Consider the following 22,013-nt stretch of genomic DNA (forward strand, 5'->3'; position numbering starts at 1 on the left):
GGTGTGGTATGTGAAAGGGGCGAGCCTTACGCGGCTTCGCTCTTGTCGGCATAGGCCTTGAAGACGCGGGCAAGCTGGCCGGCAGGCGCCTGAGTGACGCCGGCGATACGGGTCGCCGGGGTCTGGATCATGGCGATCAGCGAGGCACGCAGTTCGTCCAGCGACGGCAGGGTGGCCAGGGCCTTGACGCCTTCGACGCCCAGAACCTTGCCATCACCCATGGAACCGCCGAGGATGATCAGCTTGTCGTTGGTCTTCGCGAATTCCGCGGTGGCCTTGGCAGCCGCCACCGGATCGTCGGCGAAGCAAATCGCCGTCGGGCCGGTGAACAGGTCGGCAAGACCCGCGAACTTCGTGTCGGCAAGGGCGAGGCGCGTGAGGCGGTTCTTCGTAACCTTGAAGCCGGCGCCAGCCTCACGGACCTTGCTACGGAGAGCCTCCACTTCCTTGACCGTCAGACCCTTGTACTGGGTGACGACCACGGAGGACTTTTCCGTGAACAGGGCGTGCAGCTCGGCAACCAGCTCCTGCTTTTCGGTACGGTTCACTTCCGTCTCCGCTTCTCTGTTCCCGCCGCAGGCCGAAGCCCTTGGCAGGAGGTTGCGTGTTACCCGCGCGGGCCGAAGCCCGGCGGGCTAACCTGCCCCAGAAGCCCAAGCCGAGATCCTTGCCCTCTCAGGAGGAAGGAATTCGCTTGCTGCTCCCGTCTATGCAGGAAGGTTGCCCTTTAAGCCCGAAGGCTCCTGCGGTCTCGGACAGGTGTCGGAGCATCTTGCGATGCCCCTGCCCCGCCGGACGGCCCCCTTGCCAGAAGACCGCCGGCGAAACGGGTGCGGTCGATTAGGCGCCCTGGACGGTGCCCGGATTAACCTTCAGGCCCGGCCCCATGGTGGAGCTGAGCGCGATCTTCTGAATGTAGGTGCCCTTGGCGCCGGCCGGCTTCGCCTTGGCGATGGCGTCGACGAACGCGCGGGCGTTGTCCAGCAGCTGGGCGGCCGAGAAGCTGGCCTTGCCGATGCCGGCATGGACGATACCGGCCTTCTCGACGCGGAACTGCACCTGACCGGCCTTGGCGGCGCGGACGGCTTCGGCCACGTTCGGGGTGACGGTGCCGAGCTTCGGGTTCGGCATCAGGCCACGCGGGCCGAGCACCTTACCGAGACGGCCCACCAGACCCATCATGTCCGGGGTGGCGATGCAGCGGTCGAAATCGATCTGACCGGCCTGGATCTTGTCGGCCAGGTCGTCGGCGCCGACGATGTCGGCACCCGCGGCCTGCGCCTCGGCGGCCTTGTCGGCCTTGGCGAACACGGCCACACGCACGGTCTTGCCGGTGCCGTGCGGCAGTTCCACCACGCCGCGGACCATCTGGTCGGCGTGACGCGGGTCGACGCCCAGGTTCAGGGAGATCTCGATGGTCTCGTCGAACTTGGCGGTGGCGCCGGCCTTGGCCAGCTCGATCGCCTTGTCGAGATCATAGAGGGTGGTGGCGTTGACGCCCTGGTAGGCGTTCTTCAGACGCTTGCCGATCTTCGCCATGTGTCTTACTCCACCACTTCCAGGCCCATGGACAGCGCCGAGCCGCGAATCATGGCCGAGGCCGATTCGACGGTCACGCAGTTCAGGTCCTTCATCTTCGCGTTCGCGATCTCAGCGATCTGCGCCATGGTCACCTTGCCGACCGTGCCCTTGCCGGGGGTCTGCGAGCCCTTCGGGAGGCCGGCGGCCTTCTTCAGGAAGTAGCTGACCGGCGGGGTCTTGGTGACGAACGAGAAGGTGCGGTCCGAGTAGGCCGTGATGACGACCGGAATCGGCATGCCCGGCTCAAGGTTCTGCGTGGCGGCGTTGAACGCCTTGCAGAATTCCATGATGTTCAGGCCGCGCTGACCGAGGGCGGGGCCCACCGGCGGCGACGGGTTGGCCTTGCCGGCCGGAATCTGCAACTTGATGAAACCGATAATCTTCTTCGCCATGATGTCCTCTGTGTCACGCCTGCCGCATAGCGTCGGCAGGACTTTCTAGAGGGTCGTGGTCTGGCTCCCCAGGACTTCGGGGCCACCTCCCACGAAAACACCCGCGCCGCCGTCACGCGGACGGCGGTGCGGGGAACACTGCACCGCGTCAGATCTTCTCGACCTGCGCGTATTCCAGTTCGACGGGCGTCGAGCGCCCGAAGATCGAGACCGAAACCTTGAGGCGGGCCCGTTCCTCGTCCACTTCCTCGACCAGGCCGTTGAAGCTGGCGAAGGGGCCGTCGGAGACGCGCACCTGCTCGCCCACCTCGAAGGTGACCGACGGCTTCGGCCGGTCGATGCCTTCCTGCACCTGCTTCATGATCCGCTCGGCCTCGCGCTCGGTGATCGGCGACGGCCGACCCTTGGCGCCCAGGAAGCCGGTGACCTTGGCGGTGCCGGTGACGAGGTGGTAGGTCTCGTCGTTCATGTCCATCTTCAGCAGGACGTAGCCCGGGAAGAACTTGCGCTCCGCCTGAACCTTGGCGCCGCGGCGCACCTCGACGACCTCTTCGGTCGGCACGAGGACCTGCTCGAACTTGTCGGCCATGCCCTTCTGCTCCGCCTGTTCGCGGATCGACTGGGCGACCTTGTTCTCAAAGCCCGAGTAGACGTGCAGCACGTACCAGCGCGCGGCCATGCGAGATTATCCTCCAAGCCCGAAGATCGCCTGCACGCCCCAGGCGAGCAGCTGATCCACGATCAGGAAGAACAGCGCAGCCAGCGTCACCATGATGAAGACCATGACCGTGGAGAGGGTGGTCTCCTTGCGCGACGGCCAGGTGACCTTGCTCAACTCGGTACGGACCTGTCGGACGAACTGGCCCGGGGTGGTCTTAGCCATGCTGTTCCACGTCCAAATTCTAAAGCCGGATCGGAGGCCGACCCGGCGAAACCCTGCGGTCAGGGGACCCGACGCGCGCTATGTCCGGTAAGGAAGCCGCGCTCGCCAACCCGGGGAGGGCTGGCAGGGGTGGCAGGGATCGAACCCGCAACCCCCGGTTTTGGAGACCGGTGCTCTACCAATTGAGCTACACCCCTAGGGCCCCTTCGGTCAGCGCCGAGGCACTGACCAGCGGATCGGTGGGCCGAAGCTCACCGGAGCCGGACGATATATACGGATCGCCCCGGCTTGACAAGTCCCAATCGCGCGGAGCCGGCAGGCCCCGCGCGACCGGAGCAGATTACTTCACGATCTTGGCGACGACGCCGGCACCGACGGTGCGGCCGCCTTCACGGATGGCGAAGCGCAGGCCTTCGTCCATGGCGATCGGAGCGATCAGCGACACGGTGATCGAGATGTTGTCGCCCGGCATCACCATCTCGGTGCCTTCCGGCAGCGCGATGGTGCCGGTGACGTCGGTGGTGCGGAAGTAGAACTGCGGACGGTAGTTGGAGAAGAACGGCGTGTGACGGCCACCTTCTTCCTTCGTCAGGATGTAGCACTCGGCCACGAAGTCGGTGTGCGGGGTGATCGAGCCCGGCTTCGCCAGGACCTGACCGCGCTCCACGTCTTCGCGCTTGGTGCCGCGCAGCAGCGCACCGATGTTGTCGCCGGCTTCGCCCTGGTCGAGCAGCTTGCGGAACATCTCGACGCCGGTCACGGTCGTCTTCACGGTGTCCTTCAGGCCGACGATTTCAACTTCTTCGCCAACCTTCACGATGCCGCGCTCGACACGGCCGGTCACCACGGTGCCGCGGCCAGAGATCGAGAACACGTCTTCGATCGGCATCAGGAACGGACGGTCCTTCGGACGCTCCGGCTGCGGGATGTACTCGTCGACGGCCTTCATCAGCTCGGCGATGGCGTTGGCGCCGATCTCCGGGTTGTTGCCTTCGAGAGCGGCCAGAGCCGAACCCTTCACGATGGGAATGTCGTCGCCCGGGAAGTCGTAGCTCGACAGCAGCTCGCGGATCTCAAGCTCCACCAGCTCCAGCAGCTCGGGGTCGTCGACCTGGTCCACCTTGTTCATGAACACGACGATCGCCGGCACACCGACCTGACGGGCGAGCAGGATGTGCTCGCGGGTCTGCGGCATCGGGCCGTCAGCGGCCGAAACCACCAGGATCGCGCCGTCCATCTGCGCCGCGCCGGTGATCATGTTCTTCACGTAGTCGGCGTGGCCCGGGCAGTCGACGTGCGCATAGTGACGGTTCGCCGTCTCGTACTCGACGTGCGCGGTCGAAATCGTGATGCCGCGAGCACGCTCTTCCGGCGCCTTGTCGATCATGTCATACGCCAGGAACTGGCCGCCGCCCTGCTCGGCCATCACCTTCGTGATCGCCGCGGTCAGCGTCGTCTTGCCGTGGTCGACGTGGCCGATCGTGCCGACGTTGCAGTGCGGCTTGGACCGCGTGAACTTTTCCTTCGCCATCTTCCAACCCGTGTCGTGGTGGTGCGTCCGAAAGGTCGATATGCTGGTATGCTGGGAATTTTAAGCTGGAGCGGGTGACGGGAATCGAACCCGCACAACCAGCTTGGAAGGCTGGGGCTCTACCATTGAGCTACACCCGCAAGCCCCGCTGTCTCCGACGCCGCCACCGCGGCGGGGAAATGGTGGAGGGGGTAGGATTCGAACCTACGTAGGCTGCTGCCGCCAGATTTACAGTCTGGTGCCTTTAACCACTCGGCCACCCCTCCATCGTCCGCCGTGCGCCGGGCGCCGTGACAACGGAGGCCTTGAACTATTGGATCGGGCCTGCCTTGTCAACGAGAAAAAAAGCGTTTAGCCAACAAACCGTTGGCCGCCTCTTTCACGGCCCGTCATCCCGCCTGCGAGAAAAGGACACCCCATGCCCCAGCGCCCCGGCAAGCCGCCGCACAAAGGCCCCCGCAAGGAGGGCAAGCCGGCCCACAAGGCCGCCGCTGCCCGCGCCCGCCGGGAAGGCGGCGGCGGCGAAGGCTGGCTCTACGGCCGTCATCCGGTGGAGGCGGCGCTCACCAACCCGGCCCGCGTCATCCGCGAGGTGATGGGCACCGCCGAGGCGCTGGCCGAGATCCGCCCCTTGCTCGACGAGCGCGACGAGGTGCCGGTGGTGACGCCGGTGGACCGCGCCCGCCTGGACGACCTGCTGCCCGCCGGCGCCGTCCACCAGGGCCTCGCCCTGAAGGCCGACCCGCTGCCCGCCGCCACCCTCGACGACGTGGTGCGGCTGGGCGAGGCGCAGGGCGATTGCGTCGTGCTGGCGCTCGATCAGGTCACCGATCCCCACAACGTCGGCGCCATCCTGCGCTCGGCGGCGGCCTTCGGGGCGGTCGCGGTGCTGACCCAGGACCGCCACGCGCCGGAGGAAACCGCCACCCTCGCCAAGGCCGCCTCCGGCGCCCTGGAGCGGGTGCCGCTGGTGCGGGTCGGCAACCTCAAGCAGGCGCTCGACCGCCTGAAGGAAGCCGGCTGGTGGACCGCCGGCCTCGCCGCCGACGCGCCGCAGACGCTGGCGGCGGCCAGGCTGGCGGGGCGCATCGTGCTGGTGCTGGGCAGCGAAGGCACCGGCATGCGTCGGCTGACGCGGGAAGCCTGCGACCACCTCGCCCGCCTGCCCATGACCGGCGCCATGGAAAGCCTGAACGTCAGCAACGCCGCCGCCGTGGCGCTCTACGAACTGCGGCGCGCGGCGCTGGAGGGCTGAGGCGGCGGTCGCCTGCCGTCAGGCGGCGATCAGCTCGAACCGGTCCACATCCACCAGCCCCTTGTCGGTGATCTTCAGGTGGGGGATCACCGGCAGCGGCAGGAAGGCCAGTTGCAGGAACGGCTCCGGCAGCGGACAGCCCATGGCGCGGACGGCGGCGCGCAGGTGTTCCAGCCGCTCGCGCACCCGCTCGAAGGGGTCGAGGCTCATCAGACCGGCCATGGGCAGCGGCAGGTCGGCCAGCACCCGGCCGTCCTGCACGGCGACGAAGCCGCCGCCCAGCTCGATCAGCCGGTTGACCGCCACCGCCATGTCGGCATCGCAGGCGCCGACGACGCAGACGTTGTGGCTGTCGTGCCCCACCGACGACGCCAGCGCCCCGGAGCGGAAGCCGAAGCCCTTCACGAAGCCGCGGCCGATGTTGGTGTTGACCCCGTGGCGGGCCAGCACGCAGACCTTCAGCAGGTCGCGGGCCGGGTCGGCATGGCGCAGGCCGTCGCGGTAGGGCAGCGATTCGCGCAGGTGCTCGGTGACGATGCGGCCGGCGGTGATGCCGATGACCGGGCCGGTGGGGCCGCTGGCCGGGGCGGCGAAGGCCGTCGCCGTCACCGGCGCCAGCTTCACGCTGTCCAGCCCGACCGGGTCTGGCGCCCGGCGGCCGGCGAACAGGTCCGGCGTCACCACCCGCCCGGCCGAGATCACCCCCTGCACGTCGCACGACTCCAGGTCGCCCAGCAGCACGATGTCGGCCCGCTTGCCGGGCGCGATCAGGCCGCGATCGGAGAGGCCGAAGCCCATGGCCGCCGACCATGTGGCGGCGCGGTAGACATGGGCCAGCGGCGCCCCGCCGGCGATGGCCTTGCGGATGACGTGATCGAGGTGGCCTTCCTCGGCGATGTCGAGCGGGTTGCGGTCGTCGGTGCAGAAGCCGCAGAAGCTGGAGGTTTCCGCCGTCAGGGCCGGCAGCAGCGCCTCCACGTCCTTGCTGACGGTGCCCTCGCGGATGAGCAGCTGCATGCCCTTGCGCAGCTTCTCCATGGCCTCGTCGTAGCTAGTGGTCTCGTGGCAGTTCTTCACGCCGCAGGCAAGGTACGCATTGAGATCATGCCCCGACAGCAGCGGCGCGTGACCGTCGATGTGGCCGCCCTGGAAGGCGGCCAGCTTCTCCAGCACCTCCGGGTCCTTGTGCAGCACGCCGGGCACATTCATGAACTCGGCCAGCCCGATGACCTTGGGGTGAGGACGGTAAGGCAGCAGGTCGGCCGCCGTCAGCCGGGCCGCCGCCGTTTCCAGGTCGGTGGCCGGCACGCAGGACGACAACTGCACCCGCAGGTCCAGGGCCGTCGCCTCCGCCGCCGCGGTGAAATAATCGAGCCCGGTGCGGCCGAGCACGTTGCACATCTCGTGCGGGTCGCAGATGGCGGTGGTGGTGCCGCGCGGCAGGACGCAGCGGTCGAACTCCAGCGGCGACACCAGCGTCGATTCGCAATGGACGTGGGTGTCGATGAAGCCCGGCACGCAGACCAGATCGCGGCCGTCGATCTCCTGCCGGCCACGATAGGAGTCGTAGGTGCCGACGATGCGGTCACCGCAGACGGCGATGTCGCCGCGCGCCACCTCCCCCGTCACCACGTTGAGGAAGCGGGTGTCGCGGATGACCAGGTCGGCGTCCTGCCGGCCCAGGGCCTGGTCGATGCAGCGGCCGAGGACGGCGGCGGCGTCAGCGGCGGCGGTCGCGGTCGCGGCGGCAGGGGCGGGATCGGGGCGCGGCGCCATGCGGTGCGGTCTCCGGGCGGTGATCGGATCCGCCTAACATGAGGTGCCTGCGGGCGCCGCGAAACCCCGCGCGGCGGCTCAGGCGAACAGGCCGACGATCACCAGCACCGCCACCACCGCCAGCACGGCCATCATGACCATGCGCAGCGGGCCGCTCTTCTGCCCGCCGCCAGGGGCGCCGAGGCCGGTGGCGGCATCGGTGGCGCGGGTGGTGTTGCCGGTGGTGGTGGAGGGCCGGCCCATGTCGGGGTGCGGCTTGGTTTCCTTGGCGGCGATAGGGGCGTCGCGCAGCGCCTGCGGATCGCCGGCGGCGGGGTCGTGGGGGCGGTCGGCCATGGCGGCTTCTCCCGATGCGGTTGAACAGGGTCTCTGCCCGTTCCAACGCACCGCGACCGGAGGAGGTGCCCCGGTGCCGCCGCCGAACGGACAACCACCCCCGGAGACGGAGATTTCACCGAAAGTTTTCGCTACAGTGGAAATATCCAGACCGCTTTCCGAACAAGGCAGAGCCACCCATGCTCCAGATCCTCACCGTCGGGACACCCTCACCGGCCCAGCGCCCCGTCGTTCTCGCCCTTGAGGGGCGGGAGGACGCCCGTCTGTCGTCTGTCGACACCGTCGCGGCGGTGGCGGGGACGGCGGCCGATGTGGTGGTGCTGTGGGGAACGGCGGCCGAGCAGGCCGAGGCCGCCGCCCGCCTCGGCGCCGGTGCCGGCGCGCCGCCGCCCCCGCCGCCGCCGACGGCCCGGCGGTGCGGCTGGTGGCGGCGCTGGCGGAGGACGACGGTGATGCCGCCGTGGCGCTGCTGGCGGCCGGGGTCACCGACGTGCTGCGCCCCGGCCTGACGCCGGCCGAACTGGCGGCGCGCCTGGGGCTGATGCTGGCGGTGCCGGCGGCGGCGGTGGAGCGGCGGCGCGATGCGGTGCTCGACCCGGTCACCGGCGCCCTGTCGCGGCGCATGTTCCTCACCCGCGCCGCCGAGGAGGTGGAGCGCGCCCGCCGCTACAGCCACGGCCTCAGCCTGCTGGTGATTGGTGTCGAGGGGCTGGCGGAAAGCTCCGACAACGGCGACGACGCCATCCTCGGACGGCTGGCCGCCACCTGCACCGGCGTGCTGCGCGAGCCCGACCTGATCGGCCGCCTGGGCTATGACGAACTGGCGGTGCTGCTGCCCTCCACCGCCGCCGCCGGGGCGCTGGCGCTGGCCGAGCGGCTGCGGGCGGCCCTGGCCGCCGCCAACGAGGGCGACGGTCCGGCCTGCCTGGTGTGCATCGGCGCCGCCGAATGCGGCAGCGATTCGGTGGAACGGCTGCTCGGGCGGGCGGAAAAGGCGCTGCTGGCGGCCCGCCGCCAGGGACCGGACCACGTGATGCTGGCGGTCGGCGGCTGATCCCGCCGCGCCGGACCGGCCCCAAAAGGAACAAGGCCCCCGCCGCCTTCTGCGGTCGGGGGCCTTGCGGTTCGTGGGTGGAAGCGGATGCAGGCGGCGCGCCCTGACGGCGGCTTGCCCGCCTGGCATCACATCTGCGGTTCCACCCGCACCTGGGCCAGTCCGTTGTCGCGCATGGCCAGCATGCGGGCCGCGCGCTCGGACAGGTCGATGATCCGGTCGCCGTGGAAGGGTCCACGGTCGTTGATGCGCACAACGACCTCGCGGCCGTTCTGCAGGTTGACCACCTTCGCCTCCGTGCCAAGCGGCAGGGTCGGATGCGCTGCGGTCAGGGCGCCGGGGCGGAACGGTTCGCCGCTCGCCGTGATGCTGCCGGCGAACTCCGACCCGTACCACGACGCGACACCCACCTCGAAACTCTCTTCCGAATCCTGCGCCACGGCCGGCGAGGCCAGGGCAAGACCCGCCGCGATCAGCGCGGCGACCGGGATGCGTGACATCCGGCTCACACGATGGTCCTCCGTTGTCTGAACGACACGCCACAAACGGCGCGAGGATGAGATAGTTCCACAATCGTGGCATCAAAAGGGCGCTTTGACGGGGGTTGTTGCCGAATTGTCACGGAAATGCCGATCCTTATCATGATCCCCTTCGATGGCAGGTGAGGATTCAGGTTGAGTCTCAGGCACTTGGACGGCGCGCAAAAAAATCTGCCGGCCGCGCCAGCGGGGCGTGTATTTCTGCCACAGCCGCCCGCCGGCGGTGCGAATCGGTGAGGATCAGGCAACCCCCGGCGTGCCCCTGCCCGTTCCCCCGTCAGACCGACGGGAACCTTTCAGGACGGGTGCGGCCATGGCGAAGACGGTGGGTGACTTCTTCTGGGACCGGGTGGGCCAATGGGGCATCAGCCGGGTGTTCGGCTACGCCGGCGACGGCATCAACGAGCTGGTGGCCGCCCTGCACCGGCGCGAGGACCGCTTCGAGTTCGTCCAGGCCCGGCATGAGGAACTGGCCGCCTTCATGGCCGCCGGCCACGCCAAGCTGACCGGCGAGGTGGGGGTCTGCCTCGCCACCTCCGGCCCCGGCGCGATCCACCTGCTCAACGGCCTCTACGACGCCAAGCTGGACCATGCTCCGGTGGTGGCGGTGGTGGGGCAGCAGGCGCGCATGGCGCTCGGCGGCCACTATCAGCAGGAAGTGGCGCTGGAGACCCTGTTTGCCGACGTCAGCGGCTTCTGCCAGCGGGCCGATTCGCCGGCCCAGGTGCGCCACCTGGTCGACCGCGCCTTCCGCATCGCCCTGTCGGAGCGCACCATCGCCACCATCATCCTGCCGAAGGACCTGCAGGAGGAACCGGCGGTGGAGACGCCGCCGCGGGCCCATGGCTCGGTCCATTCCGGCGTCGGCTACACGCGGCCGCGGGTGGTGCCGAAGGAAGACGACCTGCGCGCCGCCGCCGACATCATCAACGCCGGCCAGCGCGTCGCCATCCTGGTCGGCCAGGGCGCCCGCGATGCCAAGGCGGAGGTGATCGAGCTGGCGGAGAAGACCGGCGCCGGCGTCGCCAAGGCGCTGGTCGGACGCGACGTGCTGCCCGACACCCTGCCCTTCGTCACCGGCTCCATCGGCCTGCTCGGCACCCGGCCGAGCTATGACATGATGGAAGGCTGCGACACCCTGGTGATGATCGGCTCCGGCTTTCCCTATTCCGAGTGGCTGCCCGAGGAAGGCAAGGCGCGCGGCGTGCAGATCGACATCAACCCCGCCATGCTCGGCCTGCGCTACCCCATGGAGGCGCCGCTGTGCGGCGATGCCGCCGACACCCTGCGGGCGCTGCTGCCGCTCATCACGCCGAAGACCGACCGCAGCTGGCGCCACGGCATCGAACAGGGGATCGAACGGTGGTGGCAGACCCTGGACGAGAAGGCGATGGTGGAGGCCGACCCGGTCAACCCGCAGCGGGTGTTCCGGGAACTGTCGCCGCGCCTGCCCGACGGCGTGGTGCTGACCGCCGATTCGGGCACCGCCACCGACTGGTTCGCCCGCGACCTCCGCCTGCGCGACGGCATGCGGGCGACGCTGTCGGGCGGGCTCGCCACCATGGGGCCGGCGGTGCCCTATGCCATCGCCGCCAAGTACGCCTGGCCGGACCGGCCGGTGATCGCCTGCGTCGGCGACGGCGCCATGCAGATGAACGGCATCAACGGCCTCATCACCATCGCCGCCACCTGGAAGCGGTGGCGCGACCCGCGCCTGCTGGTGCTGGTGCTGAACAACCGCGACCTGGCGCAGGTGACGTGGGAGATGCGGGCCCAGGACGGGGTGCCCAAGTTCCCCGCCTCGCAGACGCTGCCCGACTTCCCCTATGCCCGCTATGCCGAGCTGGTGGGGCTCAAGGGCTATTTCATCGACCGGCCGGAGCAGATCGGCGAGACGCTGGACGCCGCCCTCGCCCACCCCGGCCCGACGGTGGTGGAGGTCCGCACCGACCCCAACGTCCCGCCCCTGCCGCCCCACATCCGCCCGCAGAACGCCCGCGCCTTCCTGGCCAGCCTGTGGTCAGGCGACCCGGAAGCCGGCAGCATGCTGCGCCAGAGCATCCGCGACATGATCGTCGACCTGCTGCCGGGACGGAGGAAGTGAGGGTGGGGCGGGGAAAGGCCGCCCCCAACCCCGATCATACGTTGAAGTACTTGGCCTGCGGGTGGTGGCAGACCAGGGCGGAGGTGGATTGTTCCGGGTGGAGCTGGCCTTCCTCGGCCATGACCACCCCGATGCGCTCCGCCCCCAGCAGGGCCAGCAGCTTTTCCTGGTCGAACAGGTTGGGACAGGCCGGATAGCCGAAGCTGTAGCGGCTGCCGCGGTATTCCTGCTTCAACAGGCGCTCGATGTCGCGGCCTTCCTCGCTCGCGAAGCCCAGTTCGGCGCGGATGCGCTTGTGGGTGTATTCGGCCAGCGCCTCGGCCATCTCCACCGACAGGCCGTGCAGGTAGAGGTAATCCTGGTAGCGGTTGTCGGCGAACCACTGCCGCGCGATGTCCGACGCCTGCTGGCCCATGGTGACGATCTGGAAGCCGACCACGTCGCGCTCACCCGACTCGACGTCGCGGAAGAAGTCGGCGATGCAGATGCCGTCCTCGGCATTCTGGCGCGGGAAGTCGAAGCGGGTCAGTTCCGTCTCGCCGTCCTGGTCGAAGACGATGAGCGTGTTCTCGTGCGAAGCCGCCTTCCAGTAGCCGTAGATGGCCTGCGGGCGGAGGATCTGCTCGGCCTCGCACTGGGCAACCAGGCGGGCGAGGATGGGGCGGACTTCCTGGTCGGCCCACTTCTTCCACTCGGCCAGCGAGCGGCCGGCCTTCTTGAAGCCCCACTGGAACTGGAACAGCATGGTTTCCGACAGGTAGGGCACCAGCGCCTTGACCGGCACGTTCTCCACCACCTGGGCACCCCAGAAGGGCGGCGTCGGCACCGGCGCGTTGGCCGCCAGCTCGCGGCGGCGCAGGTTCACCACGTCCCAGTCCACCGGGCGCTGCACCTGCTTGGCTGCCTCCGCCGCCACCTTGGCGGGGTTGCGGCTGGACGGCTTGGACGCGCGCTTGGCCTGCGCCTCCTGCAGCACGGCGTCGAACTGGCCGTCGGCGATGCGGGCCATGAGGTTGAGGCCGTCGAAGGCGTCGCGGGCATAGGCGACACGCTTGGCGCCATACGCATTCACGCAATCGGTCTCGACGTAGGCCCGCGTCAGCGCCGCACCGCCCAGGATCACCGGCAGGTCGAGGCCCTCGCGGGTCATTTCCTCCAGGTTCTCGCGCATGATGACGGTGGACTTCACCAGCAGGCCCGACATGCCGACGGCATCCGCCTTATGCTCCTTCGCCGCCGAGATGATGGTGGCGATGGGCTGCTTGATGCCCAGGTTGACGACGCGATAGCCGTTGTTGGTCAGGATGATGTCGACCAGGTTCTTGCCGATGTCGTGGACGTCGCCCTTCACGGTCGCCAGCACGATGGTGCCCTTGGCCTGACCTTCCGCCTTCTCCATGTGCGGCTCCAGCCACGCCACCGCCGCCTTCATGGTTTCCGCCGACTGCAGCACGAAGGGCAGCTGCATCTGGCCGGAGCCGAACAGCTCCCCCACCACCTTCATGCCGTCGAGCAGCAGGGAGTTGATGATCTCCAGCGGCGGGTAGGTCTTCATGGCCTCGGCGAGGTCGTCCTCCAGCCCCTGACGGTCGCCGTCGACGATGCGCTGCTTCAGGCGCTCCTCCACCGTTTCCGGCCGGGTCTTCACGGCGGTGGCGACGGTGCGGTCCTTGAACAGGTCGATGAAGGCGTGCAGCGGGTCGTAGCCCTCCGCCCGGCGGTCGAAGATCAGGTCTTCGGCGGCCTTCACTTCCTCCGCCGGGATCTTGTGCAGCGGCATGATCTTGGAGACATGCACGATGGCGCCGGTCATGCCGCGCTTCACCGCATGGTCGAGGAACACCGAGTTGAGCACATGCCGCCCGGCCGGCTTCAGGCCGAACGAGATGTTGGAGAGGCCGAGGATGATCTGGCACTCGGGCAGGTCTGTGGCGATGCGCTCGATGGCCTCCAGCGTCTCCAGCCCCAGGCGGCGGTCGTCATCGTTGCCGGTGCAGATGGTGAAGGTGAGCGGGTCGAACATCAGGTCCGACGCCGGCAGGCCGTGGGTGTTGACGGCGAAGTCATACAGCCGCCTGGCGATGGCGAGCTTGGCCTCGGCGGTCTTGGCCATGCCCTCTTCATCAATGGTCAGCGCGATGACGGCGGCGCCGTACTTCTTCGCCAGCTGCAGGCGCTCGGCGGCATGGCCCTCGCCGTCCTCGAAGTTGATGGAGTTGATGATCGCCTTGCCGCCGTAAAGCTTCAGCGCCGCCTCGATCACCGGCGTCTCGGTCGAGTCGATCACCAGCGGCGCGTTCACCGACCCGCGCATGCGGGTGATGACATTGGTCATGTCGGAGATTTCATCGCGGCCGACGAAGGCGGTGCAGACGTCCAGCGTGTGGCTGCCTTCCTTCACCTGCTCGCGGCCCATGGCGACGGTGCCGTCCCAGTCCTCGGCGTCCTGCAACTCGCGGAACTTCTTGGAGCCGTTGGCGTTGCAGCGCTCGCCGATGGACAGGAAGGCGTTTTCCTGCCGCAGATCGACGCGGCCGTAGAGCGACGCCACCCCCGGCACCCAGTGGACGGAGCGGCGCACCACCGGCGGGCGGGCACCCTGCCCCATCTCGGTCAGCATGGCATCGACCGCCGCCGTGTGCTCGGGGGTCGAGCCGCAGCAGGAGCCGACCATGTTCACCCCGTCCTCCAGGATGAAGCGGCGGTGCCAGTCGGCCAGTTCCTTCGGCGTCAGCGGATAATAGGTCTGGCCGTTGCGCAGTTCCGGCAGGCCGGCGTTGGGTTGCAGGGTGATGGCGCGCGGCCAGTTTTCCGCCAGCCAGCGCACATGCTCCGCCATTTCCTGCGGCCCGGTGGCGCAGTTGAGGCCAAGGCTGTCGACGCCCAGGCTTTCCATGATGGTGGCGGCGGCGGCGATGTCGGTGCCGACCAGCAGGGTGCCGGTGGTCTCCACCGTCACCTGCACCAGGATCGGCATGGCGATGCCGTGCCTGGCGCGGGCGATCTTGCTGCCGTTGACGGCGGCCTTCACCTGCAGCGGGTCCTGGCAGGTCTCGATGAGGATGGCGTCGCAGCCGCCGGCGATCAGCCCGTCGGCCTGCACGGCGAAGGCGGCTTCCAGGCGGTCGTAGTCGATATGGCCGAGGCTCGGCAACTTGGTGCCCGGCCCGATGGCGCCCAGCACGAAGCGGCGGCGGCCGTCGGCGAACTGCTCCGCCGCCTCGCGGGCGATCTCCACCGACCGCTTGTTCAGGTCGAAGGCCTCGTCCGACAGGTCGAACTCGCCGAGCGTGATGGGGCTGCCGCCGAAGGTGTTGGTCTCGACGCAATCGGCCCCGGCAGCGAAATAGCGGGCGTGGATCTCGCGGATCACGTCGGGGCGCGAGCGGGTGAGGATCTCGGTGCAGTTCTCGCGGCCCATGAAGTCGCCGTCCACCGTCAGGCTCATGGCCTGCACCAGCGAGCCCATGCCGCCGTCGCACAGCAGCACGCGGTCGTTCAGGTGGTCGAGAAAGTCGGTCATGGCGGCGATACCCTGCTGGCGGTCGGAACGGAGCGGAACGGACGAGTCGGGACGGATCAGGCGGAGACGGCGGCGTCGGGCGCGGCGGCGGCCTTGGCACGCACGCCGAGCACATGGCAGATGGCGTAGGTGAGGTCGGCGCGGTTCAGGGTGTAGAAGTGGAACTCCTTCACCCCGTTGGCGGCGAGCGAGCGGCAGGTTTCGATGGCGAGCGTGGCGGCGATCAGCTTCCGCGTCTCCGGGTCGGCGTCCAGGCCGTCGAACAGGCCGTGCATCCAGGCCGGAATGCCGGCCCCGCAGGCGGCGGAGAACTTGCAGACGGTGGCGAAGTTGGTCACCGGCAGGATGCCCGGCACCAGCGGCACCGCGATGCCGGCCGCCGCCACCCGGTCGCGGAAGCGCAGGAAGTCTTCCGGGTTGAAGAAGTACTGGGTGATGGCGCGGCTGGCGCCGGCATCCACCTTGCGCTTCAGGTTCTCCAGGTCGGCATCGGCCGACAGCGCCTCCGGGTGGGTTTCCGGGTAGGCGGCGACGGAGACCTCGAAATCGGCCACCTTCTTCAGCCCCGCCACCAGATCGGCGGCATAGGCATAGCCGCCGGGATGCGGCGTGTAGCCGCCGCTGCCTTCCGGCGCATCGCCGCGCAGGGCGACGATGTGGCGGATGCCCGACTCCCAGTAATGCCGCGCCACCGCGTCCACTTCCTCCCGCGTCGCACCGACGCAGGTGAGGTGCGCCGCCGGTTCCAGGTGGGTCTTCTGGCGGATGGCGACCAGGGTGTCGTGGGTGCGTTCCCGCGTCGAGCCGCCGGCGCCGTAGGTGACCGACACGAACTTGGGATGCAGCGGCGCCAGCCGCTCCACGCAGGCCCACAGGCTGTCCTGCATCTTCTCGGTCTTCGGCGGGAAGAACTCGAAGCTGATGTCGAACGGCCCGTCGCAGGGGGCGGCGATGGGCAGGCCGGCGCGCAGGGCGGCGAGGGTGTGGTCGGCGGCGGTGGTCACGGGGTGGTCTCCTCGGCAACGGCGGTCGGCAGCGGCGGCGGTGCGGACTCGGAGCGGTCGGCGGGCTTGTCGGCCAGCCACAGGGTGACGGTGAGCGGCGAGCCCGGCAGATGCTCCACCCGGCGCGGCGTCAGGCCGGCGGCGGCGCACCAGTCGAACACCTCCTTGTCGGCGAAGCCGAGTCGGCGGTGGCTGTGGGCCTCGCGCAGCTCTTCCAGGGCATGGGGGGCGAAATCCACCACCACCAGCCGGCCGCCGGGGCGCAGCACGCGGGCGGCCTCGGCCAGCGCCTCGGCGGGGCGTTCGGCGAAGTGCAGCACCTGGTGGACGATCAGGCTGTCGACGGCGGCATCGGGCACCGGCAGCTGGTACATGTCGCCCTGCCGCACCATGCAGTTGGCGAGGCCGGCGCGGTCCAGGTTCATACGGGCGACGGCCAGCATCTCGCGCGAGCGGTCGATGCCGATGGCGCGCTCCACATGCGGGCCGTAGAGCGCCAGCATGCGGCCGGTGCCGGTGCCGACGTCCAGCAGTTCCCCCGCCGACTCGGGCGGCAGCAGGGCGAGCAGGCGGCGCTCCACCTCGGCATCGTCGACGTGCAGGGTGCGGATGCGGTCCCATTCCTCGGCATTGCGGCTGAAGTAGGCGGCGGCCTCGGCATCGCGCTCGGCCCGCAGGGCGGCCAGGCGCTGGAGATCGAGCGCCAGCACCGGGTCGTCGGGGTCGAGCAGCGGCACGATGGCTCGCGCCAGGGCGGCGCCGGGGCCGTCGTAGGCAAAGCGGTAGAGCACCCAGGCACCTTCGCGGAAACGCTCCAGCAGGCCCGCTTCCTCCATCACCTTCAGGTGGCGGGAGACGCGCGGCTGGCTCTGGCCGAGGATGCGGGTGACGTCCGACACCGTCAGTTCGCCGCGGGCGCACAGGGCCAGCAGGCGCAGGCGGGTTTCCTCCCCCGCGCCGCGCAGTCCGGCCAGCACCGACTCCAGCGTTCCCGTCACCCTGCACCTCCGTCGCCGCGATCCTGCGGGCAGCCGCCGACGGCGGCGCCCTCTCTGGGATCATGATATAAAGATATCTTTATATGTTGTCCAGCGCCTTGACGCGCCCGACCCGTCGCCGCCCCCGCCGCGGCTTCGCTCCCGCCCGCCGCTGCCGCACTGCGGCATATCTGCAACAGGGTGTGTCGCCACCGGTGCAAGGCCTTGACGGGAAACTGGTAAACAAGATGCTCCTGTGGTACCTGCATTACAGGAGAGCGTCTGCGCGCCGGATGCGCGGGCGTCGGGGGGATCTGCCACGGGGCACCGCACGCGGGGGCTTGACGGCTCGCGCCGGGCGATCCGGGATCGACATGAAAGCTGGACCGGTATGAAGAGCACCGCCAAGACCATCGCCTGCGCCGTCTTTGCCCTGACCCTGACGGGCTGCGCCACGCAGCCGCCGGCCGACGGGCAGGCCGTGGCCGATCCGATCGAGCCGTTCAACCGCGCCATGTACCAGGTCCACGACGTGCTCGACCAGGCGGTGATCCGTCCGGCGGCCTGGACCTACAAGAACGTGCTGCCGGGCCAGGTGCAGTACTACGTGCACAGCTTCCTGACCAACCTGGGCGAGCCCATCGTCTTCCTCAACAACGTGCTGCAGGGCGACGGCGAGCGCGCCTTCAACACCTTCATGCGCTTCACCCTGAACTCCACCTTCGGCCTGGCGGGCATGCTCGACTTCGCCGGCGAGGCGGGCTTCGAGGCGGAGCCCGAGGACTTCGGCCAGACCCTGGCGGTGTGGGGCGTCGATGACGGTCCGTTCCTGTTCCTGCCGCTGATCGGCCCGACCAACGCCCGCGACCTGACCGGCCGCGTGGTCGATTCGTTCCTCGATCCGTTCAACCACATCGCCCGCGCCCATGACGCCGAGGGCTTCCTCTACGGTCGTCCCATCGCCGCCGGCATCGACCGCCGCGCCCGCCTGATGCCGACCTACGACGACATGCGCGCCAGCTCCGTCGACTTCTACGCCACCCTGCGCAGCGCCTATGCCCAGAACCGGGCGGCGCAGATCCGCAACCAGGCGGCCGGCGACATGCTGCCGGACTACAACTTCGACATGCCGGACGCCGACGACGCCACCCCCGCCACGCCGCCGACCAACTGAGGCCGGCGGTCACGGCCAAGTGAGGCATCCGGTCGCGGCTGCCGTGCGTAGACTGTGACCGGACACCACCAGTAGGGTAGACACATGATCCGCCGTTTCCTTGCGCCGCTGTTCGTCGCCGCGACCCTGACGGTCGCGCCCGTGGCGGCGCACGCCGAAATCGCGCCCGACCAGGCGAAGCAGTTCATCTCCTCCATCGCCGACCGCGGCATCAACAACATCCTGGCCGCCGACGTGCCGGTGGAAGAGCGCACGCGCCGCTTCCGCGACATGTTCATCGAAACCTTCGATGTCGACACCACCGCCCGCTTCGTGCTCGCCCGCCACTGGCGCGCCGCGACGCCGGAGGAACAGCAGGAATTCAAGCAGCTGTTCCGCGATTACAACGTGCTGATCTGGGCCCAGCGGTTCGACGAGTACAACGGCCAGCGCCTGGACGTCACCGGCACCCAGCCCGACGGCGACGCCGGCATCTTCGTCGAGTCGCGGGTGGTGGCGCCGCAGGGCGGCCAGCCGGTGAACATCATCTGGCGCCTGCGCGACCGCGGCGGCCAGCCGCAGGTCATCGACATCGTGGTCGAAGGCGTCTCCATGGCGCTCACCTACCGCTCGGAATACGACTCGGTCGTCTCCCGCTCCGGCGTCAGCGGCCTGAACCAGCTGCTGCGCCAGAAGGTGCAGGAACTCGGCGGCCGCTGAGCCGCCGTCGACGGGGCCGGTCCTTTCCGGCCCCGCATCCCACCGGCTTCTTGAGGCCCGCACCGCAAGGTGCGGGCCTTACTCATGGGCCAGCAGCGCCCGCACTTCCGCCGCCCGCGGGATGGGGGCGACGGCGCCGTAGCCGGTGGTGGACAGGGCGGCGGCGGCATTGGCATAGGCGGCGGCGGTGAACGGATCGTCGCCGGCCAGCAGGCGGGCGAGGAAGGCGCCGTCGAAGGCATCGCCGGCCCCGGTGGCATCGACGCAGGCCACCGCCCGCCCCGGCAGACGCCGGCTTTCCTCCGGCGTCGCCACCAGCACCCCCTCCGCCCCCAGCGTCAGCGCCACGACTCGGGCGCCGCGGCCCAGGTAGTGGTCGCAGATGGCCTCCGGCGCCGTCAGGCCGGTCAGCTGGCGGGCATCGTCCAGCCCCGGCAGCACGATGTCGGCCAGCGCCGCCGTGCCCTCGATCACCGCCCGCGCCCGCGCCAGCGGCCACAGCGCCAGCCGCAGGTTGGTGTCGTAGGACACCGGCACCCCGGCCCCCCGCGCCGCCTCGATGGCGGCGAACACTGCATCGCAGGCGGTGGTGGAAATGGCCTGGCTGATGGCCGAGCAATGGAAGATGCCGGCCGTGCGGATGGCCTCCAGCGGCAGGTCGGCGGTGGTCATCCGGCTGGCGGCCGAGCCGGCACGGTAATAGGAGAACCGGTGCCCATCGGCGCCGTGCGACACCAGATACAGCCCCGTCGGCGCCCCCGGATCGCGGCGCACGTGGGTGACGTCCACCCCTTCCTCCCGCCACATGGCCAGCAGACTGTCGCCGAAGGCGTCGCAGCCGACGGCGCTGATGTAGGCCGCCGGCGCCCCCTGCCGCGCCGCCGCCACCACCGCGTTGGAGGTGTCGCCGCCGAAGCCGGGCAGGTAGCCGCCACCGTCGCTGCGAGTCTGGTTCAGTTCCATCAGGGGTTCGCCCAGGGCGACGATGGCTGCCGTCATGTCCGCGTCCTTCCTCACCGGCGTTGACTACGCTTCGTCTTGCCGCAGTGCAAAACTGACTTTCGCAGTGCAGTGTAAGACTTCGTTGTCGTGTATGTCTGACATAGTGTATAAAAGTTCATCAGGTCTTGAAAGGCGGAAGCGATGCCCCCGGCCCCCTCCTCCTCCCCCAGCGCGGCGCGCGACCTCGGCACCCAGGTGGCCGAACGCCTCGCCGCCGACCTGTTCGCCGGCCGTTACAAGCCGGGCGACCTGCTGCCCAAGGAAACCGAGCTGTGTGAGAGCTTCGGCATGAGCCGCCCGTCGGTGCGCTCCGGCCTGCAGATTCTCACCGCGCTTGGCATCGTCCGCCGCATCTCCGGTCACGGCACGGTGGTGGAGGACTTCCGCGAGTGGAAGACCCTCGACCCGCTGCTGACCCGCTGGATGGCGCAATACGCCGCCCCCAATCCCGCCTTCGTGGCCGAGATCTTCGAATTCCGCCACGCCACCGAGCCCTTCATCTCCGCCGTCGCCGCCCGCAAGGCCACCGCCCGCGACCTGCTGGCGATGGAAGAGGCCTTCAACGGCATGGAACGCACGCTGCGCGCCTTCGGCGTCACCACCACGCCGGACGACGCGGGGCTGACCTTCACCGACTACGACGTCGACTTCCACACCGCCATCTACCGCGCCACCCGCAATCTGGTGTGGTCGCAGCTGGCCCACATCCTGCGGCCGTCGCTGACGCTGGTGGTGCGGACCTCCAACGAAACCGCCGAGGAACTGCAGGACAGCCTGGAGCGTCATCGCCATCTGATGGAATGCATCCGCCTGCGGCGCCCGGAGGACGCCTTCGAGGCGGCCCGCAGCGTCATGGCCCGCACCGCCTACGACCTTGATCTGGTGGCGGCAGGCGAAGCCGACGACCCGCTGCTGGCCCTGTGGAAGCGCACCGCCCTCAACCGATCGCCCGCGCCCGAGGCGCCGGCCCCCCTGCGGCCCCTGCCGCCAACACCCACAACAACCGGATCCCCGAAAGACTAGGAGGAAGCCATGTTCACGTTCACCCGTGCGGCGGGCAAAGCCGCCGGTGTCGCCCTGGCCGCCGCTGTCGCCATGTCGACTGTAGGCACCGCCATTGCGGCCGAATACAACTGGAAGTTCCAGACCTCGGAAACCGCCGGCGAACCGCAGTACCGGCTGAAGCAGGAATGGGCCGACAACGTCGCCACCATGTCCGGCGGCCGCATCCATATCGAGATCCTGCCGACCGGCGCCGTGGTGCCGCACAACCAGACGCTGGAAGCGGTGGGCGCCGGCATCCTGCAGGGCCACCTGACCGACCCCAGCTACTTCTCCGGCATGAACCCCGGCTTCTCCATGCTCGGCAATCTGGTGGGCGCCTGGGGCGACCCGCTGGAGTTCCTGGAATACATGAACCACGGCGGCGGCGAGGAGCTGTACAACGAGCTGGTCAACCCCTACGGCGTCCACCTGATCGGCGCCGCCGCGACCGGCCTTGAATCCTTCCCGACCAAGAAGCCCATCCGCACCGTCGACGACCTGAAGGGCCTGAAGGTGCGGGCGCCGGAAGGCATGGTCTACGACATCTTCACCAAGGCGGGCGCCGCGCCGGTGAACCTGCCGGGTTCGGAAGTCTACACCTCGCTTGAAAAGGGCGTCATCGACGCCGCCGACTACACCGTCTTCGCCACCAACCAGGCGCAGGGCCTGCACAAGTTCGCCCGCTATCCGTCCTACCCTGGCTTCCACTCGCTGCCGATGGTCGACGTGTCGCTGAACAAGGCCATCTGGGACGGCCTGCCCGACGACCTGAAGGCGGTGCTGACCACCTCGGTCGACGCGCTCGCCTATCGCATGGTGTTCGAGCTGAAGAAGAACGACCTGAAGGCGGTGCAGGAAGCGCGTAACGATCCGAACATCGAGATCATCGACCTGCCGGCCGAAGAGCGCCGCAAGTTCCGCAACATCGCCAAGGAAGAGTGGAAGAACTGGGCCAAGAAGAACGACATGACCCAGAAGGTCTATGACTCCGTCACGGCCTTCCTGACCGAACGGAACATGATGTAACCGCCGCCACCCGCCGCGGCGGCCCCTGCCCGCAAGGCAGCGCCGCCGCGGCAGCCGGCGTTTCCCCTCTGCCCTGCGGCCCGGCCCAGCCGGTGGCGCACCGACGGTTCCGT

At 69.2% G+C, this 22,013-nt stretch carries 21 protein-coding genes and 3 tRNA genes; 8 read left to right on the forward strand and 16 right to left on the reverse strand.

Features of this window, described 5'->3' with window-relative positions; translation table 11 throughout:
- Window positions 1–26: 26 nt before the first annotated feature.
- From rplJ to ABD056_RS07305, 9 genes are all read right to left on the reverse strand, one after another.
- On the reverse strand, window positions 27–548 hold the full coding sequence (gene rplJ, locus ABD056_RS07265; RefSeq protein ID WP_343865839.1) for a 50S ribosomal protein L10: 522 nt from the start codon (window positions 546–548) through the stop codon (window positions 27–29).
- A gap of 292 nt (window positions 549–840) precedes the next feature.
- Window positions 841–1,539 carry a 50S ribosomal protein L1 gene (gene rplA / locus ABD056_RS07270; protein ID WP_343865841.1) on the reverse strand — a complete coding sequence of 233 codons (699 nt, stop codon included), beginning with the start codon at window positions 1,537–1,539 and terminating at the stop codon, window positions 841–843.
- A gap of 5 nt (window positions 1,540–1,544) precedes the next feature.
- Complete coding sequence (rplK, locus tag ABD056_RS07275) at window positions 1,545–1,973, reverse strand: 50S ribosomal protein L11 (protein ID WP_343865843.1); 429 nt, start codon at window positions 1,971–1,973, stop codon at window positions 1,545–1,547.
- Window positions 1,974–2,121: 148 nt separating this feature from the next.
- Window positions 2,122–2,652: a transcription termination/antitermination protein NusG gene (gene nusG, locus ABD056_RS07280; RefSeq protein ID WP_343865845.1), complete on the reverse strand. Its 531-nt coding sequence runs from the start codon at window positions 2,650–2,652 to the stop codon at window positions 2,122–2,124.
- 6 nt (window positions 2,653–2,658) lie between these two features.
- Window positions 2,659–2,856 carry a preprotein translocase subunit SecE gene (secE, locus tag ABD056_RS07285; RefSeq protein ID WP_343865846.1) on the reverse strand — a complete coding sequence of 66 codons (198 nt, stop codon included), beginning with the start codon at window positions 2,854–2,856 and terminating at the stop codon, window positions 2,659–2,661.
- 121 nt (window positions 2,857–2,977) lie between these two features.
- Window positions 2,978–3,053, reverse strand: a tRNA-Trp gene (locus ABD056_RS07290).
- 143 nt (window positions 3,054–3,196) lie between these two features.
- Complete coding sequence (gene tuf, locus ABD056_RS07295; protein ID WP_343865824.1) at window positions 3,197–4,387, reverse strand: elongation factor Tu; 1,191 nt, start codon at window positions 4,385–4,387, stop codon at window positions 3,197–3,199.
- Window positions 4,388–4,453: 66 nt separating this feature from the next.
- Window positions 4,454–4,527 (reverse strand) — tRNA-Gly (locus ABD056_RS07300).
- A 40-nt stretch (window positions 4,528–4,567) separates the two neighbouring features.
- Window positions 4,568–4,653, reverse strand: a tRNA-Tyr gene (locus tag ABD056_RS07305).
- A 152-nt stretch (window positions 4,654–4,805) separates the two neighbouring features.
- Between ABD056_RS07305 and rlmB the strand changes: the two genes are divergently transcribed.
- Window positions 4,806–5,642 carry a 23S rRNA (guanosine(2251)-2'-O)-methyltransferase RlmB gene (rlmB, locus tag ABD056_RS07310; protein ID WP_343865847.1) on the forward strand — a complete coding sequence of 279 codons (837 nt, stop codon included), beginning with the start codon at window positions 4,806–4,808 and terminating at the stop codon, window positions 5,640–5,642.
- Between the two features lie 18 nt (window positions 5,643–5,660).
- Here rlmB and ade read toward each other — a convergent pair whose 3' ends face one another.
- A complete protein-coding gene (ade, locus tag ABD056_RS07315; RefSeq protein WP_343865849.1) occupies window positions 5,661–7,418 on the reverse strand; it encodes an adenine deaminase in 1,758 nt (585 codons plus the stop codon).
- A 78-nt stretch (window positions 7,419–7,496) separates the two neighbouring features.
- Complete coding sequence (locus ABD056_RS07320) at window positions 7,497–7,754, reverse strand: hypothetical protein (RefSeq protein ID WP_343865851.1); 258 nt, start codon at window positions 7,752–7,754, stop codon at window positions 7,497–7,499.
- Between the two features lie 179 nt (window positions 7,755–7,933).
- Between ABD056_RS07320 and ABD056_RS07325 the strand changes: the two genes are divergently transcribed.
- Together ABD056_RS07325 and ABD056_RS07330 are read left to right on the forward strand one after the other, a co-directional pair.
- Window positions 7,934–8,263 (forward strand): hypothetical protein, encoded by a 330-nt coding sequence (locus tag ABD056_RS07325; RefSeq protein ID WP_343865853.1) that lies wholly within the window; start codon window positions 7,934–7,936, stop codon window positions 8,261–8,263.
- Window positions 8,179–8,808 (forward strand): GGDEF domain-containing protein, encoded by a 630-nt coding sequence (locus tag ABD056_RS07330; RefSeq protein WP_343865855.1) that lies wholly within the window; start codon window positions 8,179–8,181, stop codon window positions 8,806–8,808. The genes ABD056_RS07325 and ABD056_RS07330 overlap by 85 nt, the downstream gene beginning before the upstream one ends.
- 128 nt (window positions 8,809–8,936) lie before the next feature.
- Here the strand turns inward: ABD056_RS07330 and ABD056_RS07335 are convergent, their stop codons facing one another.
- Window positions 8,937–9,308, reverse strand: coding sequence for a septal ring lytic transglycosylase RlpA family protein (locus tag ABD056_RS07335; RefSeq protein ID WP_343865895.1), 372 nt, complete (start codon window positions 9,306–9,308; stop codon window positions 8,937–8,939).
- 352 nt (window positions 9,309–9,660) lie between these two features.
- On the opposite strand from ABD056_RS07335, the gene ABD056_RS07340 reads away from it, so the two are divergent.
- On the forward strand, window positions 9,661–11,451 hold the full coding sequence (locus ABD056_RS07340; RefSeq protein WP_343865857.1) for a thiamine pyrophosphate-requiring protein: 1,791 nt from the start codon (window positions 9,661–9,663) through the stop codon (window positions 11,449–11,451).
- 34 nt (window positions 11,452–11,485) lie between these two features.
- Here ABD056_RS07340 and metH read toward each other — a convergent pair whose 3' ends face one another.
- The 3 genes from metH to ABD056_RS07355 form a co-directional block, all read right to left on the reverse strand.
- Window positions 11,486–14,974: a methionine synthase gene (gene metH, locus ABD056_RS07345; protein ID WP_343865859.1), complete on the reverse strand. Its 3,489-nt coding sequence runs from the start codon at window positions 14,972–14,974 to the stop codon at window positions 11,486–11,488.
- A 56-nt stretch (window positions 14,975–15,030) separates the two neighbouring features.
- Entirely contained in the window at window positions 15,031–15,861 is an 831-nt protein-coding gene (metF, locus tag ABD056_RS07350) for a methylenetetrahydrofolate reductase [NAD(P)H] (protein ID WP_425545018.1), read from the reverse strand.
- A gap of 113 nt (window positions 15,862–15,974) precedes the next feature.
- Window positions 15,975–16,976, reverse strand: coding sequence for an ArsR/SmtB family transcription factor (locus ABD056_RS07355; RefSeq protein ID WP_343865861.1), 1,002 nt, complete (start codon window positions 16,974–16,976; stop codon window positions 15,975–15,977).
- A gap of 370 nt (window positions 16,977–17,346) precedes the next feature.
- Between ABD056_RS07355 and ABD056_RS07360 the strand changes: the two genes are divergently transcribed.
- Both ABD056_RS07360 and ABD056_RS07365 read left to right on the forward strand, forming a co-directional pair.
- Complete coding sequence (locus ABD056_RS07360; protein ID WP_343865863.1) at window positions 17,347–18,129, forward strand: MlaA family lipoprotein; 783 nt, start codon at window positions 17,347–17,349, stop codon at window positions 18,127–18,129.
- 84 nt (window positions 18,130–18,213) lie between these two features.
- Window positions 18,214–18,828 carry an MlaC/ttg2D family ABC transporter substrate-binding protein gene (locus ABD056_RS07365; RefSeq protein WP_343865864.1) on the forward strand — a complete coding sequence of 205 codons (615 nt, stop codon included), beginning with the start codon at window positions 18,214–18,216 and terminating at the stop codon, window positions 18,826–18,828.
- Between the two features lie 78 nt (window positions 18,829–18,906).
- Here ABD056_RS07365 and ABD056_RS07370 read toward each other — a convergent pair whose 3' ends face one another.
- A complete protein-coding gene (locus ABD056_RS07370) occupies window positions 18,907–19,827 on the reverse strand; it encodes a sugar kinase (protein WP_343865866.1) in 921 nt (306 codons plus the stop codon).
- Between the two features lie 144 nt (window positions 19,828–19,971).
- On the opposite strand from ABD056_RS07370, the gene ABD056_RS07375 reads away from it, so the two are divergent.
- Window positions 19,972–20,853: a FadR/GntR family transcriptional regulator gene (locus ABD056_RS07375; protein WP_343865868.1), complete on the forward strand. Its 882-nt coding sequence runs from the start codon at window positions 19,972–19,974 to the stop codon at window positions 20,851–20,853.
- 9 nt (window positions 20,854–20,862) lie between these two features.
- Entirely contained in the window at window positions 20,863–21,900 is a 1,038-nt protein-coding gene (locus ABD056_RS07380; protein WP_343865869.1) for a TRAP transporter substrate-binding protein, read from the forward strand.
- Window positions 21,901–22,013 lie beyond the last annotated feature (113 nt).

The organism is Caenispirillum bisanense (genome assembly GCF_039523075.1).
Lineage (GTDB): Bacteria > Pseudomonadota > Alphaproteobacteria > Rhodospirillales > Rhodospirillaceae > Caenispirillum > Caenispirillum bisanense.

Excerpts from the sequence above, each read along its gene's own strand:
- rplA (WP_343865841.1), bottom strand. The coding sequence starts at position 1,539 with ATGGCGAAGATCGGCAAGCGTCTGAAGAACGCCTACCAGGGCGTCAAC.
- rplK (WP_343865843.1), bottom strand. The coding sequence starts at position 1,973 with ATGGCGAAGAAGATTATCGGTTTCATCAAGTTGCAGATTCCGGCCGGC.
- nusG (WP_343865845.1), bottom strand. The coding sequence starts at position 2,652 with ATGGCCGCGCGCTGGTACGTGCTGCACGTCTACTCGGGCTTTGAGAAC.
- secE (WP_343865846.1), bottom strand. The coding sequence starts at position 2,856 with ATGGCTAAGACCACCCCGGGCCAGTTCGTCCGACAGGTCCGTACCGAG.
- tuf (WP_343865824.1), bottom strand. The coding sequence starts at position 4,387 with ATGGCGAAGGAAAAGTTCACGCGGTCCAAGCCGCACTGCAACGTCGGC.
- rlmB (WP_343865847.1), top strand. The coding sequence starts at position 4,806 with ATGCCCCAGCGCCCCGGCAAGCCGCCGCACAAAGGCCCCCGCAAGGAG.
- ade (WP_343865849.1), bottom strand. The coding sequence starts at position 7,418 with ATGGCGCCGCGCCCCGATCCCGCCCCTGCCGCCGCGACCGCGACCGCC.
- ABD056_RS07320 (WP_343865851.1), bottom strand. The coding sequence starts at position 7,754 with ATGGCCGACCGCCCCCACGACCCCGCCGCCGGCGATCCGCAGGCGCTG.
- ABD056_RS07325 (WP_343865853.1), top strand. The coding sequence starts at position 7,934 with ATGCTCCAGATCCTCACCGTCGGGACACCCTCACCGGCCCAGCGCCCC.
- ABD056_RS07335 (WP_343865895.1), bottom strand. The coding sequence starts at position 9,308 with ATGTCACGCATCCCGGTCGCCGCGCTGATCGCGGCGGGTCTTGCCCTG.
- ABD056_RS07340 (WP_343865857.1), top strand. The coding sequence starts at position 9,661 with ATGGCGAAGACGGTGGGTGACTTCTTCTGGGACCGGGTGGGCCAATGG.
- metH (WP_343865859.1), bottom strand. The coding sequence starts at position 14,974 with ATGACCGACTTTCTCGACCACCTGAACGACCGCGTGCTGCTGTGCGAC.
- metF (WP_425545018.1), bottom strand. The coding sequence starts at position 15,861 with ATGCAGGACAGCCTGTGGGCCTGCGTGGAGCGGCTGGCGCCGCTGCAT.
- ABD056_RS07360 (WP_343865863.1), top strand. The coding sequence starts at position 17,347 with ATGAAGAGCACCGCCAAGACCATCGCCTGCGCCGTCTTTGCCCTGACC.
- ABD056_RS07365 (WP_343865864.1), top strand. The coding sequence starts at position 18,214 with ATGATCCGCCGTTTCCTTGCGCCGCTGTTCGTCGCCGCGACCCTGACG.
- ABD056_RS07370 (WP_343865866.1), bottom strand. The coding sequence starts at position 19,827 with ATGACGGCAGCCATCGTCGCCCTGGGCGAACCCCTGATGGAACTGAAC.
- ABD056_RS07375 (WP_343865868.1), top strand. The coding sequence starts at position 19,972 with ATGCCCCCGGCCCCCTCCTCCTCCCCCAGCGCGGCGCGCGACCTCGGC.
- ABD056_RS07380 (WP_343865869.1), top strand. The coding sequence starts at position 20,863 with ATGTTCACGTTCACCCGTGCGGCGGGCAAAGCCGCCGGTGTCGCCCTG.